Genomic DNA, 16496 nt, shown 5'->3' with positions numbered 1-16496 from the left:
TAAATGTCGGTGATCATTTCACAAATTAAATCGAGGAAATGATCACTTTGAGGCCACTTGGGGAATTGTGGCTGAATGTAATTTTGAAGCCATATTTATCCAGTAGCAGTTTCACTAACGACAATCCTAGTCCATGCCCATCATTCTGTGATGATTTACGCCAAAAACGTTGAGTGAGCAGGTCCAGTTCATTATCAGTTAAGCCATTTCCAGTATCTGTGATCACGAGCTGATTATTTTGCATATAAATATGAATTGGGGTTTGAGCATGTAAATAGGCATTCTCAATTAAATTTTTCAGCACAATACTCAATGTCTCAGATGGAAGTGGAATGGGGGATAGGCTGTCCCAATCAATCAATAATTGTTGTGATAAGTGATGATATTTGTTTTCCAACTCATTCAGCACTTGGGTTAGACACGCAGTAACATCAACTATGCCGATGGATGGTTGAGCTTGATTCTCAGTTTTGCTCAGTAATAATAATTGCTCTAGTAATTGTTCATAACGCAGGATGCTTGTTTCTGCTTTTTCTAAATTATCCAGCAGTTTGTGTTGCTCAGAACCAGATTGTGTCAGTATAAGTTGACTAAGCTGTACATGTGTTTTAATTGCTGTGAGTGGGCTGCGCAGCTCATGTGCCGCAAAAGCACTAAAACTTTTTTCATTTTCCAAACTTTGCTGTAAGTTCTGTATTAATTCCAAAATGCTATCTACAAAAGGTTGAATTTCATTAGGAATATTTTGGGTATTTAAATCTAATAGATGCGTCGCCGCTATAGAAAATTGTTGTTTTTTTCGGAGTCGTTGTGCCATCTGATCAAGCGGCTTAAATTCAACGCGGATAATCCATAAAATCAAAAGAATACATAAAATAAGCGTAAGCGTTAAAGGAACTAGAACAGATTGCAAAATTTGGGTGAGCAGAGAATAACGGAGCTGTGATTTCTCAGCAGTGACCACTCTTATTTGTCCTTTTTGCAGGACATAACTACGCCAATCAATACCATTTTCTTGCCATGTGCTAAAACCAACTGTTCTGGAGGCTAAATTTGGCGAACCTTGAGTCCTTACAAGCACCTGATGATCTTCGGCAGGATTGTAGCTAAAAAATGAAACTTCACAGACAATTAAATTCTGCGGATTATGCTTTTGCTGTACAGAATCTAAGCTATTCATAATCTGATCAACAGGGAGCTGTTGAATTAGATGGGCAACCATCTGGGCTGAAGCTGAGAGACGTTCATCCAATGTATTTTGTAGACGTTTTTCTAGATCGACATATAGCCAATAAAATACCAGTGACCACAACAGGATAAACACAAAGGAGATAGTGGTTACCAAGCGCCACTTTAAACTATAGCTTTTCATAGGCTGGACTCAGGCGCTTTAAAAATATAACCCACACCTCGAATGGTTTGGATAATGTCTGGCTGAATCTTTTGCCTTAAATGATAAATATGCACATTAATGGCGTTACTCTCGATACTGTCTTGAAAACCGTAAACCTTATCAATTAAATGTTCATTTTTAAGGATTTGGTTGGGGTACATCATAAAAGTTTCGAGCAGGCTGTATTCGCGTCGAGAGAGATCTAAAAGCTGTTCTTGGTAGTAGGCTTGTTGAGTGTCTTGATGAATTTTTAGCTCACCGAGCTGTAAAATATTGGAAGAATAGCCTCGGTTTCTTCGCGCTAATGCATGAACTCGAGCAACCAAGATAGTTAGGTCAAATGGTTTGGTGAGATAATCATCAGCTCCACTATTCAGCGCTTCCACACACTGTTGAGTTTGATTGCGCGCTGTTAGAACCAGTACAGGAACATGTAAACCTGCTTTGCGCCAGGTCTGTAATAGCTCTAACCCATCTTGATCTGGTAAGCCAAGATCTAGTAAGCATAAATCAACGGCACTGTTGCGGATAAAATAATCAGCAGCTTTTGCCGTATTTACGTGTTCTACCGAGATATTTAGATAGTCCAATGTCGCGATAATACTTTGGGCAATATAGGGATCATCTTCAACAAGTACAACAAACATGGCTTTCCCTCAATAACTGCACTCATTTTACAAACAAATACAGCTCTTAATGTTCTCTTAATTTTATCCGTTTGATAATGCTGTCACGTTGAGTTTTAGACACATTGATATGCGATTTCAATTTCTTGCGGGTATGTTACTTGGATTAAGTAGTACTGCATGGGCTGCTGGAGAGTTCCTGCCGCCTGATCAAGCTTTTAAGTTTCAAGCAAGTTCCATTTCTAAAGACAAAGCAGAGTTAAAATGGGACATTGTGCCTCATTATTACCTTTATCATGATCAATTCAAAGTAAGTGTAAATGGTAAAAATATTGATCTAAATTTACCAAAGGGAACAGAAAAAGATGATCCAACTTTTGGTATCACGGATGTTCATTATAACAACGTAACCGCACAATTTGAGGTGCAGCCAAATCAGCAATATAAGGTTCAATGGCAAGGCTGTGCTGAGGATGGATTATGTTATCCCGTACAACGGACAACCATTCAGACTGACGATGTCGGCTTATTACCACAGCCAAAGCATAAAGAACCTCAAGCGAATTTGACACTTTTAGCGCAAGCACCGACAAAATCGAATCAGTCCTCAGATCAGTCAATTGATGCAGTTGATACTCAAATGGGTAAAGCTTCTGTAACCTCTTTAACTGCTGACCAAACTCAAGAAGATCAGCAAATTGAGACGGTATCAAGTTCAGAAGAATTGAAGCCCGTATCAGAGGTAGAAACGATTAATCCAGCGTCAAAATCAAATCCGTCCTCAGAGTCGCAATCGATTTCAGGACAATCACTAAAAAAAGACTGGAATAACGACCAATTTTTCCTTCATTTATTATCCAGTCAAGCGGTTTGGCTCAATCTTATTGTTTTCTTAGGTTTTGGCATATTATTGGCATTTTTACCCTGTTCATTGCCTTTAATTCCGATTCTTTCTGGTATTTTAGTACAGCAAAATAAAGGGCATCGGGCAGCACTGATCGCCATGACCTTTGTGCTGAGTATGGCATTGGTCTATGCCATGATGGGTGTCGTGGTATCACAGCTTGGTTTTAATATTCAACGCTGGTTCCAAAATCCTGTTTTTATTGGCCTGTTTGTTCTGATGTTCATTGTTTTTGCATTGAATCTATTTGGTCTCTATCAATTGTCTTTACCCCAAGCTTTATTACAGCGTTTGGATCGGATTCAACAAGCTCAAAAGGGTGGGACTTTGGTTGGGGCTGGGGTGATGGGCGCCGTATCAGCTTTAATCGTAGGTCCATGTATGAGTGCTCCACTCGCGGGTGCTCTATTGTATGTTTCACAGCTGGAACAGGGCTTATTAGGTGGATTTTATTTATTTATTATGGGTTTGGGAATCGGAATCCCGCTGTTTATTGCCAGTGTTTTTGGGGCGAAGTATCTACCTAAGCCTGGTCTATGGATGGAACGACTCAAATTCAGCTTCGGTTTTGTCATGTTGGCCATGGCAGTTTATTTTGCACGACCGTTATTGCCAAATGTGATCTATTATTCTGTTTTTGCAATTATTTTAATCGCGGCGGCGGGCTATTTAATTAATATTTCGTGTCATATCGCAAAGTTATCTGTTCGAATTTTGATGTTCATTTTAATTGGTGCTGTAGCAGCCAGTGGTATTTGGCAAGCACATTTCGCAATATCGTCTTTTAATCAGCAACAAGCGCAGGTTTTGCATCCATGGATCGTAGTCAAAAATAAACAAGAGCTGCAACAGGCTTTAGCTGATCATGCCGATCAACTGGTATTGATTGATGTTTATGCAGATTGGTGTGCAGCGTGCCAGCCCATTAAACGGGATGTGATTCCTTCACAACAAGTACAGCTCGCGATTGCAAATGTTGTGAGGATCAAACTGGATTTAACTCATTATGAAGCATCGCAAGACACGATCTTAAAAGAGCGTCAAATCTTAGGTCCTCCAACCGTTTTACTTTTGAATAAAGCGCATGAGGAACAGCGGGATTTACGTTTAACAGGAACATTTACTGCAAATCAACTGGTTCAAAATATAAAACAGTTAGTTGAGCAAGAATCATGATAATGTCCTCAGAAGCCCTGCATTTGGGTGGGTTTATTTTGCCATGGACATTGTTGATCATTTTGATTGGATGGATCGCTGTTTTTCTATCTGGGCTTTATTTTAGTCGTCAATATGCATGGTCAGAAAATGTTTGGCAGCGTTATAAAGACTCGCTTTGGTCGGCGATTTTGGTAGGATTCTTCGCGGCGCGAATGGTTTTTGTCATGATCCATGCTGATGTGTATTTAGTACATCCCATTGATATGATTAAGATTCAGGATAAAGGTTTTCATCTTTATGCAGGTATTATTGCGGCCTGTCTATGGTTTATTTGGAAAAATAGAGACTTAAAACTCACACTGCTGAGCATCAGCCTAATGGTCTTTCTGGCGATACAATCCGTTGGCATGGGTGCTATTAAATCCTTTCAAGTCCAATCACAGTATCCCGTACTCAGTTTTGATGATTTACAACAACAGCCGCAAGCTTTAACCCAGTTTATTGGACAACCCACAGTGGTTAATTTATGGGCGAGTTGGTGCCCACCTTGCCATCGTGAAATGCCTGTACTGTATCAAGCACAACAAGATTATCCGAATATACATTTTGTCATGCTCAATCAGGGTGAATCAGCTGATGCTATTAAAGATTATTTAAGCCGTCATGAATTTAATTTTAAACATGTGCTAACAGACCCCAATGGGGACATGGCGCAGCAGATGAATATGTACGGGATGCCAAGTACCTTATTCTTCAATGCTAAAGGTCAACTTGTAGAAAGGCATATGGGTGAACTCAGTCCTGCAATGCTTAAGCAGTATTTGCAAAAGATTAATCAACATCAGAAGGTGTCATCTCAATGAACCGTAATTTTAAATTTTTAGCAGGTTTAGCACTGAGCTTATCCGCTACTCAGGTATTTGCCGCAGTTCCGACAATTAAGCAAAAATTGGAAAAAGAAGGATTCACTTTTGTTAAGCAAATTGAAGCGCCTGCTCAAATGACAGGTTGGGCAGGACATATGCAGCAGAATCCAGCAACGGTGTTTATTTCGAATGATAACAAATACTATATTATTGGCGATTTACATAATGCCAAAGGCGATAATTTAACGGTCGATGCGCTGAATAAACATGTAAAGCAATCTGTTTTGGATGATGTATGGAAAAGTCTAGCACAATCTGCGTGGATCCAAGATGGAAGTGTCAAAGCACCACGAATTATTTATGTGTTCTCGGATCCGAATTGTCCTTATTGTCACGCTTTTTGGGAAAAAGCGCGTCCGTATGTAAAAGCGGGTAAGGTGCAATTGCGTCATATTCAAGTCGGAGTAATTCGACCTGAAAGTCGCGGGCAGGCAGCAACACTTTTGGCTGCTTCTAATCCGCAACAAGTGTTTGAAGCATTTAATGCAGCCAAAGGCAAACAAAAGCTGAAAGAGTTAAAGCCTATACCAGCCCATCTCGCTGAAAAATTAGAGCGTAATGAGGAAATGATGAATAAATATGGGTTTTATGCCACACCTGCTTTAATCTGGAAAAATAGTCAAGGCAAGCTGGAAACGGCTCAAGGATTACCTAAAGACGTGAAAGGTGTTTTTGAATAGATCGAATCGGCGAACTTATAGATATAAACAGGACGTTCGAAAACGTCCTTTTTATAATTCATTATATGGCGTAAGAAAAAGTTATTTCAGTTCGCTTGATGATTTACCGAGCTCACGACGCGCAATAATCAATTGCTGAATTTGCTGTGTCCCTTCAAAAATATCCAAGATTTTTGAATCTCGTGCCCATTTTTCAAGTAACTCATCTTCACTGTAGCCAACACTCGCGGCTAGTTCGACGCATTTTAAGGTGATCTCACTGCCAACTCGTCCAGCTTTGGCTTTGGCAATCGATGCTTCTTTGGAATTTGGCTTTTTATTGTCAGCCATCCAAGTTGCTTTAATCATGAGGAGGCGAGCTGCCTCCCATTCGGCTTCCATTCGATAGATTTGTGCAGCTAAATTTGAAGTTTGTAAGTAAGGCGTTTTATAGTCTGCATCAAGTTGATCTTTAAAAATTTCTTTAATGCGTTCTAAAGAAGCTTTGGCACAACCTACAGCCATTGCAGCAACTAGTGGACGGGTATTGTCAAAGGTTTCCATAACGCCCGCAAAGCCTTTTGCTACGTCAATTTCAGGATTACCTAACAAATTGGCAGCAGGCACACGACAGTCAGTAAAACTAATCACCGCCGTATCCGAGGCTTTAATGCCCAGTTTATGTTCCAAACGCTCGACCTTCATTCCAGGCGTGCCCTTGGGTACAACGAAAGACTTAATTGCAGCACGACCTAAGTTTTTATCGAGTGTTGCCCAGACCACAACCGAGTCGGCACGTTCACCTGAAGTGACAAAGATTTTTTCACCATTCAAAATATAGTCATCGCCATCTTTGGTCGCCATTGTGCGAATAGCAGCTGAATCGGAGCCACAGCCTGGTTCAGTGATTGCCATTGCTGCCCAAGTCCCTTTGAAACGCTCCAACTGTTCATCATTGGCAACGGCCGCAATGGCAGAGTTGCCCAAGCCTTGGCGTGGCATGCTCAGCAGTAAGCCAGTATCGCCGTAACACATTTCGATAATGCCAAGTGCTGCTGACATATTACCGCCATTGACAACCGTATCTGGATTTACAGTGCCACGTTTACTGGCATTGGCTGCACCAACGCCTTCACCACTTTCATTCATGCCATCAAGCAAGGCAGCGAGCATATCGAGTTCTTTCGGATAGGCATGTTCGGCTTTGTCATATTTACGTGAAATAGGACGTAAAACATTCAGTGCAGTTTCGTGTGCCTGATCCACCAGCATTTTGAATTTTTTCGGATTTTGTAAGTTCATTATTCTTCTCCAAAATTAAGCGTGTAAACCAGAGTGCATGACCGCAGTTGCACGCAGGTCGCGATACCAACGCTCAACAGGGTGCTCTTTGGTAAAACCATGACCACCGAGGATTTGCACACCATCGTTACCTATTTTCATTGATTTTTCGGCACAGAGTAGGCGAGCTAAATAAGCTTCACGATGGAAACTTTGACCTGCTTCAGCCAAACTTGCGGCATTTAAAACCAGCATGCGCATTGCATCAATTTCAATCGCCATATCTGCAATCATGAACGCTACGCTTTGACGATGTGAGATTGGTTCACCGAAAGCCGTACGCTCATTGGCATATTTAATACAGTATTCTTTCACTGCCTCACATGTGCCTATTGTCATTGCACACCACATCAAGTTGCCTAAATCGACAAATGCACTATAGTCAAAATCGGTATCACCCAAACGTAATGCAGGTGTTTGGTTGAATTGTAATGTCGCTGTTTCTGCTGCTTTTAAACCCATTGCCGGATTTGCTTTAATGGCGATACTTTCATTGGATTGCACTACGAAAATATCTGGCTGACCATTGAATTCTGCACTGACAAGGAAGACATCCGCGGTATCGCCTAAAATCACTAAGGTTTTTTCACCAGTGACATAGAATTGCCCATTTGCTTCCGTCGCTTTGGTCTTTAATTGAAACGGGTTAAATGCAGGTGTTGCCTCTTGGAAAGCAAAGCTTGCTGTTACATCGGTATCTTCTGCAAACACAGGTAAATACATAGATTGGACTTGGGTTGAACCCCAGCGTGTAATTGCATTAATCACGCTGAAAGTGCTGAGTAGGCCTGCGGTTAAACTAAAATCACCTTTTGCTAAACTTTCAGCAATCAAGATATTACTGACGATGTTTTGTTCTGCGGCTACACCACCCAATGCTTCTGGTAGTGCATAATAGTTTAAGCCGAGATCGACCAAATGTTGCCAAAGTTCTTCTGGAAATTCAGCATTGTGATCTGCATCGTGTGCTAATGCATATAAAACTTCTTCAGCAAATTTTGACATGGCATCAGCTGTCATTTTCTGCTCGTCAGTTAAACTTAGATCAAATAAATTTTTGTTAACTTGATTTGGGAGACGTTGTTTATCGATCGGTTGCGGCTTAAACGCTTTCTGTGTTTTTGTAAGTACTTTAAAGCCTGTTTTTGAACCTTGATATAATGATTTCTCTACAAATTTTCTTAATTTGAGTTGATCAAGCACTTCGCTTCCTGCGAGTTTTGTGATCAAAGATAGCCCAAAACCTTGAGCCTTATTCATCATATTCGACATGATTTTATCCTAGAGGATGGTTGTAAATTTATGCTGACATGCTCCTGATAAAAAAACTATGTCTTCTTTGACGTGCTGATTGGAGAAAGATAAAGGGTAAATGAGTTAGTTTTTGTTCTATATTTATTTGTTTTATATAACTTAAAAAAAATATTGAGGAAATATTTATTTTTAAAATTGACCTAAATGACAGAGACAAGAACATGCCTTGATCTGTTTGTTGTTCAGCAAGCAGAATCTGTCATTTATTTATCTATATATGCACTTACTCTAACCCTTCCGTTAGAATCACGATATATTCACCTGCTAAATCACGGTGTTTTTTGGCCTGTTGATAGGCATCGCTACGATACCAATCTTGTGCTTCCTGCATACTGCTAAATTTAATAATTGCAACACCATCACTTTCGATATTTTCCAGAGCAATGGATTGCCCATAAAATACAATGGGTTCAGCATTAAAGCCTTGGCTGGCTTGTCTTGCCAATGTTGTATAAGTTTTCATTTCATCTTTGTTTTTTAATTCTTTACGAATAAGAATAATGTATGCGCTCATGAGTATTCCTGAATTGAATTTAGATGTAACACACCAAATATTGAAGTTGTTGATGGACACTTGATGGTATCCATCAATCTGCATGCTTTAAGCTGCGCGGGCAACCAAAGTTAAAATATCATAAGTCGCAACCAGTTCATCACGTTGATTTTTCACCTTGATATCCCAAACCACTACACCATGCTCGGGTTGAGATGGATCTTTTTGTGGCTTTGGGGTTTTCTGTTTGCAGGTCAATTCAACTCGGATTGAATCACCAATCTTGACTGGCTCAACAAAACGTAAATTATCCATACCATAATTGGCAATCACAGGGCCTTGAGCCGCATCGACAAATAAACCTGCTGCTGCAGAGACAATGAAATAACCATGTGCAACACGCTCGCCAAAGAAGGAGCCTGCCGCAGCGATTTTGTCAGTATGGGCATAGAAATAATCACCACTTAAACAGGCAAAATTGACAATATCTGCTTCAGTCACGGTACGGCGTGCGGTGAGCAGGCGTTCACCAATCACCAGTTCATCAAATGATTTTTTGAAGGGATGAACTCGGTCTTCATTGATATGTGAACCCGCTGTCCATGAATGTGTGATTTGAGTCAGGCTATTCGGTGAACCCTGAATTGCCGTGCGTTGCATATAGTGTTTAACTGCACGGATACCCCCCAGCTCTTCACCGCCACCCGCACGACCTGGCCCGCCGTGGACAAGATGAGGGAGTGGGGAGCCATGCCCCGTACTTTCTTTGGCAGATTGTTCATCCAAAATATGTACGCGGCCATGCCAAGGCGCAATTTTCTGAATAATCTGCTCAATATTTTCATCACTGTTTTTCACTACAGAGGCCACCAGACTGCCTTCGCCACGTGCAACCAGATCGACAAGTTCATCAATCGACTGGTATGGCATCAAGGTACATACAGGGCCAAATGCTTCAGTGGTATGCACTGAGATGGCTTCTAACGGTTTTTCACAGCGCAAGAGTGTCGGTGGAAAGAAGGTGCCTTTTTCTGGGTGATCTGCATTAAATTTAAATGAGTTGTCTCCACCGAACACAATTTGAGCTTCTTTTGCCAGTTCAGCAACTTTGGCTGCTACATCCAATTTTTGTTTTGGGCTAGCCAAAGCACCCATTGTTGTGTCAGGTTTTTGTGGATCTCCAACCACGACTTTTGCCAGTTTAGCGCTCAGTTTTTGCTGGACTTGTTCAAGCAGAGCATGAGGAACAAAGGCACGGCGAATGGCAGTACATTTTTGTCCTGCTTTGGTGGTCATTTCACGAAAGACTTCACGGACAAACAGATCAACAGTGGCTTCATTCGCCTCTGGACTTAGAATGGCGCTATTCACCGAATCTGCTTCCATGCTGAATGGAATCGAGTATTTGTTCAGGTGAGGATGATTGCGAAGTTTTTGTCCTGTGTATGCTGAACCTGTAAATGTCACACAATCCTGTGGACCTAAATAGTCAAAAAGATCATCAATTTGTCCACAAATTAATTGAAGTGAACCTTTAGGTAAAATTTGGGTTTGTTCAATCGCTTTAACAACGGCTTGGGTCAGTTGAGCACCATCGGTTGCAGGTTTAACAATACAAGGTACCCCAGCCAATATTGTTGGGGCAATTTTTTCTAACATTCCCCAAATTGGGAAGTTGAATGCATTGATATGAATTGCCACACCCGCCTTAGGGCTTAAAATGTGTTTCGCGCCAAAAGTGCCATTTTTAGAGAGCTGAATCCAACTGTCTTCGGTCATGATTTTTTCATCATTAAGTTCTCGACGGACAAGGCTCGAATAGGCAAATAGGGTCTGAATTCCACCTTCAATATCAATCCAGGCATCTTTACGCGTTGCGCCCGTTGCATAAGCAAGCTGGTAAAAATCCTCTTTATGCTCTAGTAAATGCTGTGCAATTTGTTTTAAGGCATTGGCACGTTGATGAAAAGTCCAGTTTGCTAGTTCAGAACCATTTTTCTTGGCATATTGCACCACTTGTTGCATATCTATGCCATGGCTGCTGACCGTATAAATTGGTTCATTGCTAATCGCGTGAACAACCGTACGCGTATCTTCATGGCTTGAGTGCCACGTTCCATAAACAAAAGAAGATAGTTGTGTGAGCTGTTGAGTTGGCTTTTGGTATTCAGTGTCCTGTGCGATGTCTTCGCGTTTTGCTTGTTCTAGCATGATCAAACTCCATTTTTATGTGATACATCAATTATAAAAACTTTTAAATATGATTCATAATTTCATCTTGATTCAGCTAAAAGTCAACTTTATTTTGTTTTTTTCGATAAATTTAATTTTTATTTTTTTGAATATATTTAAATAAAACAATTTCTTGAATTTGTTTTTGTGGTTGCTTTTAATTTGATACAAAAATATTGATTGACTTTATTTTATGTGTATCGAAAAATAGATTTAAGGGTGAGGCCTAAAGGAAATACACAAATGGAAAATAAGTATCAGAAATTTGAGCACAATATTGCCAACGACATCACGATAGAAGCCAAAGATGAAATGCCTGAGGCGTATCGTAAAACTTTGATTCGCCAAATTGGGCAGCATGGTCATTCTGAAATCGTTGGTATGCTTCCTGAAGGCAACTGGATTACCCGTGCACCGACGTTAAAGCGTAAAGCGGTTCTATTGGCAAAAGTTCAAGATGAAGCAGGGCACGGACTTTATCTTTACAGTGCAGCAGAAACCTTAGGTGCTGACCGTGATGACATGATGGAAAAACTGATTAATGGAAAAATGAAATATTCATCAATTTTCAATTATCCAACAGTGACATGGGCCGATGTTGCTGCAATCGGCTGGTTGGTCGATGGCGCTGCGATTGTCAATCAAGTGGCCTTGTGCCGTACCTCTTATGGCCCATATGCACGAGCCATGGTACGTATCTGTAAAGAAGAAAGCTTTCATCAGCGTCAAGGCTTTGAAGCCATGATGGTACTGGCTGCTGGAACGCCTGAACAAAAACAAATGGCTCAAGATGCAGTAAACCGCTTTTGGTGGCCAGCACTGATGATGTTTGGACCAAGTGATGAACATTCTCCAAATAGCGCACAAAGTATGGCTTGGAAAGTTAAACGATTTAGTAATGATGATTTACGTCAAAAGTTTGTCGACAACACGGTTCCTCAAATTTTACAGCTTGGTTTAGAAGTGCCTGATCCTGATTTGAAGTGGGATGAAGAAACGGGTCGATATATCCATGGTGAAATTAATTGGGATGAATTCAATGAGGTTATTGCCGGTCGAGGCCCATGTAACCACGAACGTATAGAAGCACGTCGCAAAGCTTGGGAAAACGGTAAATGGGTTCGCGATGCAGCTGTTGTCTATGCGAAAAAACAGCAGCAAGCAGCCACTCAAGTCGCTTAAACAAAATTTATGGACAAAATTGAGGAAATCAAAATGGAAGATAAAAATAACTGGTCACTTTATGAAGTATTCATCCGTAGTAAACAAGGTCTAAGTCATCGTCACGTGGGTAGTTTAAGAGCATCCGATGATGAAATCGCATTACAACATGCACGTGATGTTTATACACGTCGTAATGAAGGCATCAGCATCTGGGTGGTTCGTTCTGAATTAATTAAATCATCACAGCCTGATGAAAAAGCTGAATTTTTTGAACCAGCGTTGGATAAAGTTTACCGTCATCCTACGTTCTATCATATTCCTGATGGCATCGAGCATATGTAAGGGAGTATGCAAATGAATAATGTGATTTTATCTAAGTTCTTATTACATATTGGCGATAGCCAGTTGGTTTTGGCGCAACGTTTAGCTGAATGGTGTGGTCATGCACCAGAGCTGGAAGTTGATATTGCATTGGCAAATATAGGTTTAGATTTACTCGGTCAATCCCGAAATTTTCTGACTTTAGCTGGGCAATACGAAGCGGAACAGCGTGATGAAGATCAATTGGCATATTTTCGTTCAGAGCGTGAATTTCTTAATTTATTGTTATGCGAACAACCCAATGGTGATTTTGCACAAACCATCGTACGTCAATGGTTAATGGATCATTATCACTTGTTATTAATGACCGCATTGAGTAGCAGCCAAACAGCTGAGGTTGCGGCATTGGCAGCGAAATCATTGAAGGAAGTGAAATATCACATTCGTTTTTCGACCAGTTGGATGGAGCGTCTGAGTTTAAGTACAACTGAGGCACATCAACGTGTACAGACGGCATTAGATCGTTTATGGCGTTTTACGGCAGAGTTGTTTGAGTTGACTGCTGAAGAACAGGTACTGGTTGAGCAGGGCTTAATCAGCAACTTCGCCAATGAAAAGTCGCAATGGGATAAAACAATTGCTGAAGAATTAAAACGATTTGAACTCAGAATTCCTGCAAATGGTGCTTATCGCCGTGGTGCAAAGCAGGGATTACATACGGAACATTTGGGATATTTATTGGCTGAAATGCAATCCATTCAGCGAACTTATCCTGAAATGACTTGGTAAGACAAGGAGTTGAGCCATGCAAATGATTCGTCATTGTATCGATCAGTGCTGGGACGTTTTACAAACGGTCAATGATCCTGAGATTCCTGCATTATCTGTCGTGGATTTGGGCATGATTCGTGGTGTGGAACTCAATGCTCAGCAAGAAATTATTGTTCGATTGACACCAACATATAGTGGCTGTCCTGCAACTGATTTATTGAAAGCACAGATTGTTGAGGCTTTAGCAGCAGAAGATCTCATTCCAACAAAGGTCATTGTTGATTTATCTGAAGCATGGACAACAGATTGGATGTCTGAAATAGGCAAAAAAAAGTTACAAGACTATGGCATCGCGCCACCTGAGGGTTTAGCTCATCAGTGTGGAACACACGTTCATTTAAAAGATGGCGTGATATGTCCGCAGTGTAAAAGCCGCAATACTAGATTGCTCACAGAGTTTGGTTCGACCGCCTGTAAGGCCCTATACAAATGTCGAGACTGTCTTGAACCCTTTGATTATTTTAAATGTATTTAAAGTCTTGGATAAGGAAATCAGCCATGAGCCAATTTATTCCCTTAAAAGTAAAAAGCATCACCTCTCAGACTGATCAAGCGATTTGTATTTCATTTGATCTCGTCGCTGAGCAGCAAGAACAATTTAAATTTCAACCTGGTCAGCATTTGACCATTCGCCATTTAACTGAGGCGGGTGAGATTCGTCGTTGTTACTCAATTTGTAGTTATGCGCCGAAAGAAGATATCAGTATCGCAGTTAAAAAAATGGATCAGGGGCAATTTTCCAACTGGGCCAATGACTATCTAAAAGTCGGTGATGTCCTTGATGTCATGCCTCCGCAGGGTGTTTTTTTCCAAAAAGCAGCTCGATCTGGCGGCCAATCATTTCTCGGTGTGGCTGCTGGCAGTGGTATTACCCCGATTCTGTCGATTATTAAGCAAGTTTTGTTTGAGCAAGCGACATCAAACTTTACTTTGCTTTATGGCAATCGCTCGTGGAAACAAACCATGTTTGCTGAGCAAATTATGGATTTGAAAGATCAATTTAAGGAACGCTTTCAGCTGATTAATATTTTTTCACGTGAGTTCAACGACAGCGAATTGCTAAATGGTCGAATTGATCAAACCAAACTCAAGCAACTATTTGATCATGATGTCTTAGAGACCAACTTTGATCATGTTTTTGCCTGTGGTCCAGATGAAATGATGGATACAGTCGAAAGCCTTTTACAGACCTATGGTTTAACGAAAGATAAGATTCACACCGAACGCTTTAATACTGGCCATGTACGAAAACGTGTTGTTGATGCTGATGTAAACCGTAAGGAAGAACAAGTCAATATTGTACTTGATGGGCGTGAACTGATTGTGTCTGTGTCTCAAGATGATGAAAGCATTTTAGATGCAGCATTACGGGCAGGTGCAGATTTACCTTATGCGTGCAAAGGTGGTGTCTGTGCGACCTGCCGTTGTAAGGTACTTTCAGGCGAAGTAGATATGTTCCTGAACTATAGCCTTGAGGATGATGAAGTCGAAAAGGGCTATGTGCTGAGCTGCCAGACTTTACCGAAAGGCGCAAATGTACGTTTGAGCTTTGATGAGTAGAGGTTGCCATGCAAGAGCTGATTAAAGCTGAGATAACAGTTGATGGTGTGATGCTATTAACCCTCAATCGTGCGGAAAAACGCAATGCTTTAAATAATGCAACTTTGCAATATTTATGCGAATTATTTGAAGAGGCAGAACACAATAGCCGAGTCAAAGTCGTAGTTCTAACAGGCAATCCATATTGTTTCGCAGCAGGTGCAGACCTGAGTGAATTGGCAGAAATGGATGCGGTTGCTTTACAGCTCGATATTCGTCCCAAGCTCTGGCAGAAGATCGATGCGTTTACTAAACCGATTGTTGCAGCTGTGAATGGTTATGCTTTAGGTGCGGGATTTGAACTGGTTTTACACACAGATATCGTGTTGTGTGGTGAAAATGCCAAATTTGGATTGCCAGAAATTGGTTTGGGTATGTTACCTGGTGCAGGTGGAACACAGCGTTTAGCACGTCTAGTGGGCCAACAACTGGCCATGCGTTGGGCGATGACAGGGGAAATGATCTCCGCCAAGCAAGCACAGCAGCATGGTATCTGTAGCGAAGTAGTACCAACCGCGCTCACGCTGGAATATGCCATTCAACTGGCAAGCAAAATTGCCAAGCAAGCACCTTTGGCAATTCGGGTGATCAAGCAATCGATTAAAAGTATTCACGAAATCACATTAAGTCAGGGACTGAAATCCGAACGGCAGAACTTTGTCTGGTTGGCAGCAACCAAGGATCGGAATGAAGGCATTAATGCATTTTTTGAAAAAAGAAAACCAATCTTTAGAGGTGAGTGATGGACTATAAAAATATTATCGTTGAAGAAAAAAATGGCGTGGGTTATTTAACGTTGAATCGTCCCCAAGCACTCAATAGCTTTAACGTGGACATGCACCATGAAGTAGCCGAGGTTCTGAATCTTTGGGCTAAAAAACAGGACGTTCGCTGTATCGTAATCAGTGGAGAAGGCCGCGGCTTCTGTGCAGGACAAGACTTAGGTGATCGTGTGGTTGATCCAAATGCTGCTGCACCTGATTTGGGGTACTCGATTGAAACCTACTATAACCCGCTGATCAAAATGATTGTTAATATGCCAAAACCAGTCATTTGTGCTGTGAATGGCGTGGCGGCGGGCGCAGGTGCAAATATTGCACTTGCCTGTGATCTAGTCATCGCAGCTAAATCTGCCAACTTTGTACAAGCTTTCTGCCGTTTAGGTCTGGTGCCTGATTCAGGTGGAACTTGGTTCCTGCCACGCTCAGTCGGTCACGCACGTGCCATGGGACTGACCTTGCTCGGTGATAAATTGCCTGCTGAAACTGCCAAAGAATGGGGCATGATCTGGGATGTTGCAGAAGATACGGAATTAAAAACGAAAGTGACTGAGCTAGCTGAACGTCTTGCAAAACAGCCGACCTTTGGCTTGTCATTGATTAAAAAAGCTATCCATCAATCTCGTAATCATAGTTTTGATGAGCAAATGCACTTGGAACGAGATTTTCAGCGTATCGCGGGTCGTTCAGAAGATTATCGTGAAGGCGTACAAGCCTTTATGAATAAGCGTGAGCCAAACTTTCAGGGGCTTTAAA

16 protein-coding genes are annotated in these 16496 nt (G+C 41.3%); 10 read left to right on the top strand and 6 right to left on the bottom strand.

The window, feature by feature from the left end; all coding sequences use genetic code 11:
• Positions 1–25 precede the first annotated feature (25 nt).
• Both MMO42_RS02260 and MMO42_RS02255 read right to left on the bottom strand, forming a co-directional pair.
• Positions 26–1372, bottom strand: a complete 1347-nt coding sequence (locus MMO42_RS02260) for an ATP-binding protein (protein WP_241319064.1) — start codon at positions 1370–1372, stop codon at positions 26–28.
• A complete protein-coding gene (locus MMO42_RS02255; RefSeq protein ID WP_241319062.1) occupies positions 1369–2040 on the bottom strand; it encodes a response regulator transcription factor in 672 nt (223 codons plus the stop codon). The genes MMO42_RS02260 and MMO42_RS02255 overlap by 4 nt, the downstream gene beginning before the upstream one ends.
• A 109-nt stretch (positions 2041–2149) precedes the next feature.
• Between MMO42_RS02255 and dsbD the strand changes: the two genes are divergently transcribed.
• From dsbD to dsbG, 3 genes are read left to right on the top strand one after another with little or no spacing between them, the layout of a single operon-like run.
• The gene (gene dsbD / locus MMO42_RS02250; RefSeq protein ID WP_241319060.1) at positions 2150–4099 is read left to right on the top strand and encodes a protein-disulfide reductase DsbD; all 1950 of its coding nucleotides are present in this window, start codon (positions 2150–2152) and stop codon (positions 4097–4099) included.
• A complete protein-coding gene (locus tag MMO42_RS02245; RefSeq protein WP_241319058.1) occupies positions 4096–4944 on the top strand; it encodes a TlpA disulfide reductase family protein in 849 nt (282 codons plus the stop codon). The genes dsbD and MMO42_RS02245 overlap by 4 nt, the downstream gene beginning before the upstream one ends.
• Positions 4941–5687, top strand: a complete 747-nt coding sequence (gene dsbG, locus MMO42_RS02240) for a thiol:disulfide interchange protein DsbG (protein WP_241319056.1) — start codon at positions 4941–4943, stop codon at positions 5685–5687. Before MMO42_RS02245 ends, dsbG begins: the two co-directional genes overlap by 4 nt.
• Before the next feature lie 81 nt (positions 5688–5768).
• On the opposite strand, the gene MMO42_RS02235 is transcribed toward dsbG, so the two are convergent.
• From MMO42_RS02235 to paaZ, 4 genes are all read right to left on the bottom strand, one after another.
• Positions 5769–6968 (bottom strand): acyl-CoA dehydrogenase family protein, encoded by a 1200-nt coding sequence (locus tag MMO42_RS02235; RefSeq protein WP_241319055.1) that lies wholly within the window; start codon positions 6966–6968, stop codon positions 5769–5771.
• Between the two features lie 15 nt (positions 6969–6983).
• The gene (locus MMO42_RS02230) at positions 6984–8270 is read right to left on the bottom strand and encodes an acyl-CoA dehydrogenase family protein (RefSeq protein ID WP_241319575.1); all 1287 of its coding nucleotides are present in this window, start codon (positions 8268–8270) and stop codon (positions 6984–6986) included.
• A 274-nt stretch (positions 8271–8544) separates the two neighbouring features.
• Positions 8545–8835, bottom strand: a complete 291-nt coding sequence (locus MMO42_RS02225) for a DUF1330 domain-containing protein (RefSeq protein WP_241319053.1) — start codon at positions 8833–8835, stop codon at positions 8545–8547.
• Between the two features lie 87 nt (positions 8836–8922).
• Positions 8923–11025 carry a phenylacetic acid degradation bifunctional protein PaaZ gene (gene paaZ, locus MMO42_RS02220; RefSeq protein ID WP_241319051.1) on the bottom strand — a complete coding sequence of 701 codons (2103 nt, stop codon included), beginning with the start codon at positions 11023–11025 and terminating at the stop codon, positions 8923–8925.
• 264 nt (positions 11026–11289) lie between these two features.
• Between paaZ and paaA the strand changes: the two genes are divergently transcribed.
• From paaA to paaG, 7 genes are read left to right on the top strand one after another with little or no spacing between them, the layout of a single operon-like run.
• Positions 11290–12228 carry a 1,2-phenylacetyl-CoA epoxidase subunit PaaA gene (paaA, locus tag MMO42_RS02215; RefSeq protein ID WP_241319049.1) on the top strand — a complete coding sequence of 313 codons (939 nt, stop codon included), beginning with the start codon at positions 11290–11292 and terminating at the stop codon, positions 12226–12228.
• A 33-nt stretch (positions 12229–12261) separates the two neighbouring features.
• On the top strand, positions 12262–12552 hold the full coding sequence (gene paaB / locus MMO42_RS02210; protein WP_005188892.1) for a 1,2-phenylacetyl-CoA epoxidase subunit PaaB: 291 nt from the start codon (positions 12262–12264) through the stop codon (positions 12550–12552).
• Between the two features lie 12 nt (positions 12553–12564).
• Positions 12565–13320, top strand: a complete 756-nt coding sequence (gene paaC, locus MMO42_RS02205; protein ID WP_241319046.1) for a 1,2-phenylacetyl-CoA epoxidase subunit PaaC — start codon at positions 12565–12567, stop codon at positions 13318–13320.
• 16 nt (positions 13321–13336) lie between these two features.
• Positions 13337–13837 (top strand): 1,2-phenylacetyl-CoA epoxidase subunit PaaD, encoded by a 501-nt coding sequence (gene paaD / locus MMO42_RS02200; RefSeq protein ID WP_241319044.1) that lies wholly within the window; start codon positions 13337–13339, stop codon positions 13835–13837.
• 23 nt (positions 13838–13860) lie between these two features.
• Positions 13861–14922, top strand: coding sequence for a 1,2-phenylacetyl-CoA epoxidase subunit PaaE (gene paaE, locus MMO42_RS02195; protein ID WP_241319042.1), 1062 nt, complete (start codon positions 13861–13863; stop codon positions 14920–14922).
• 8 nt (positions 14923–14930) lie between these two features.
• Positions 14931–15704: an enoyl-CoA hydratase-related protein gene (locus MMO42_RS02190; protein ID WP_241319040.1), complete on the top strand. Its 774-nt coding sequence runs from the start codon at positions 14931–14933 to the stop codon at positions 15702–15704.
• The gene (paaG, locus tag MMO42_RS02185; RefSeq protein WP_241319038.1) at positions 15704–16495 is read left to right on the top strand and encodes a 2-(1,2-epoxy-1,2-dihydrophenyl)acetyl-CoA isomerase PaaG; all 792 of its coding nucleotides are present in this window, start codon (positions 15704–15706) and stop codon (positions 16493–16495) included. Before MMO42_RS02190 ends, paaG begins: the two co-directional genes overlap by 1 nt.
• Position 16496: the final 1 nt, after the last annotated feature.

Source organism: Acinetobacter sp. ANC 3882 (assembly GCF_022549545.1).
Taxonomy (GTDB): domain Bacteria; phylum Pseudomonadota; class Gammaproteobacteria; order Pseudomonadales; family Moraxellaceae; genus Acinetobacter.
The sequence above is the reverse complement of the archived record's forward strand: the minus strand, read 5'-3'. Positions and strand labels throughout refer to the sequence as shown.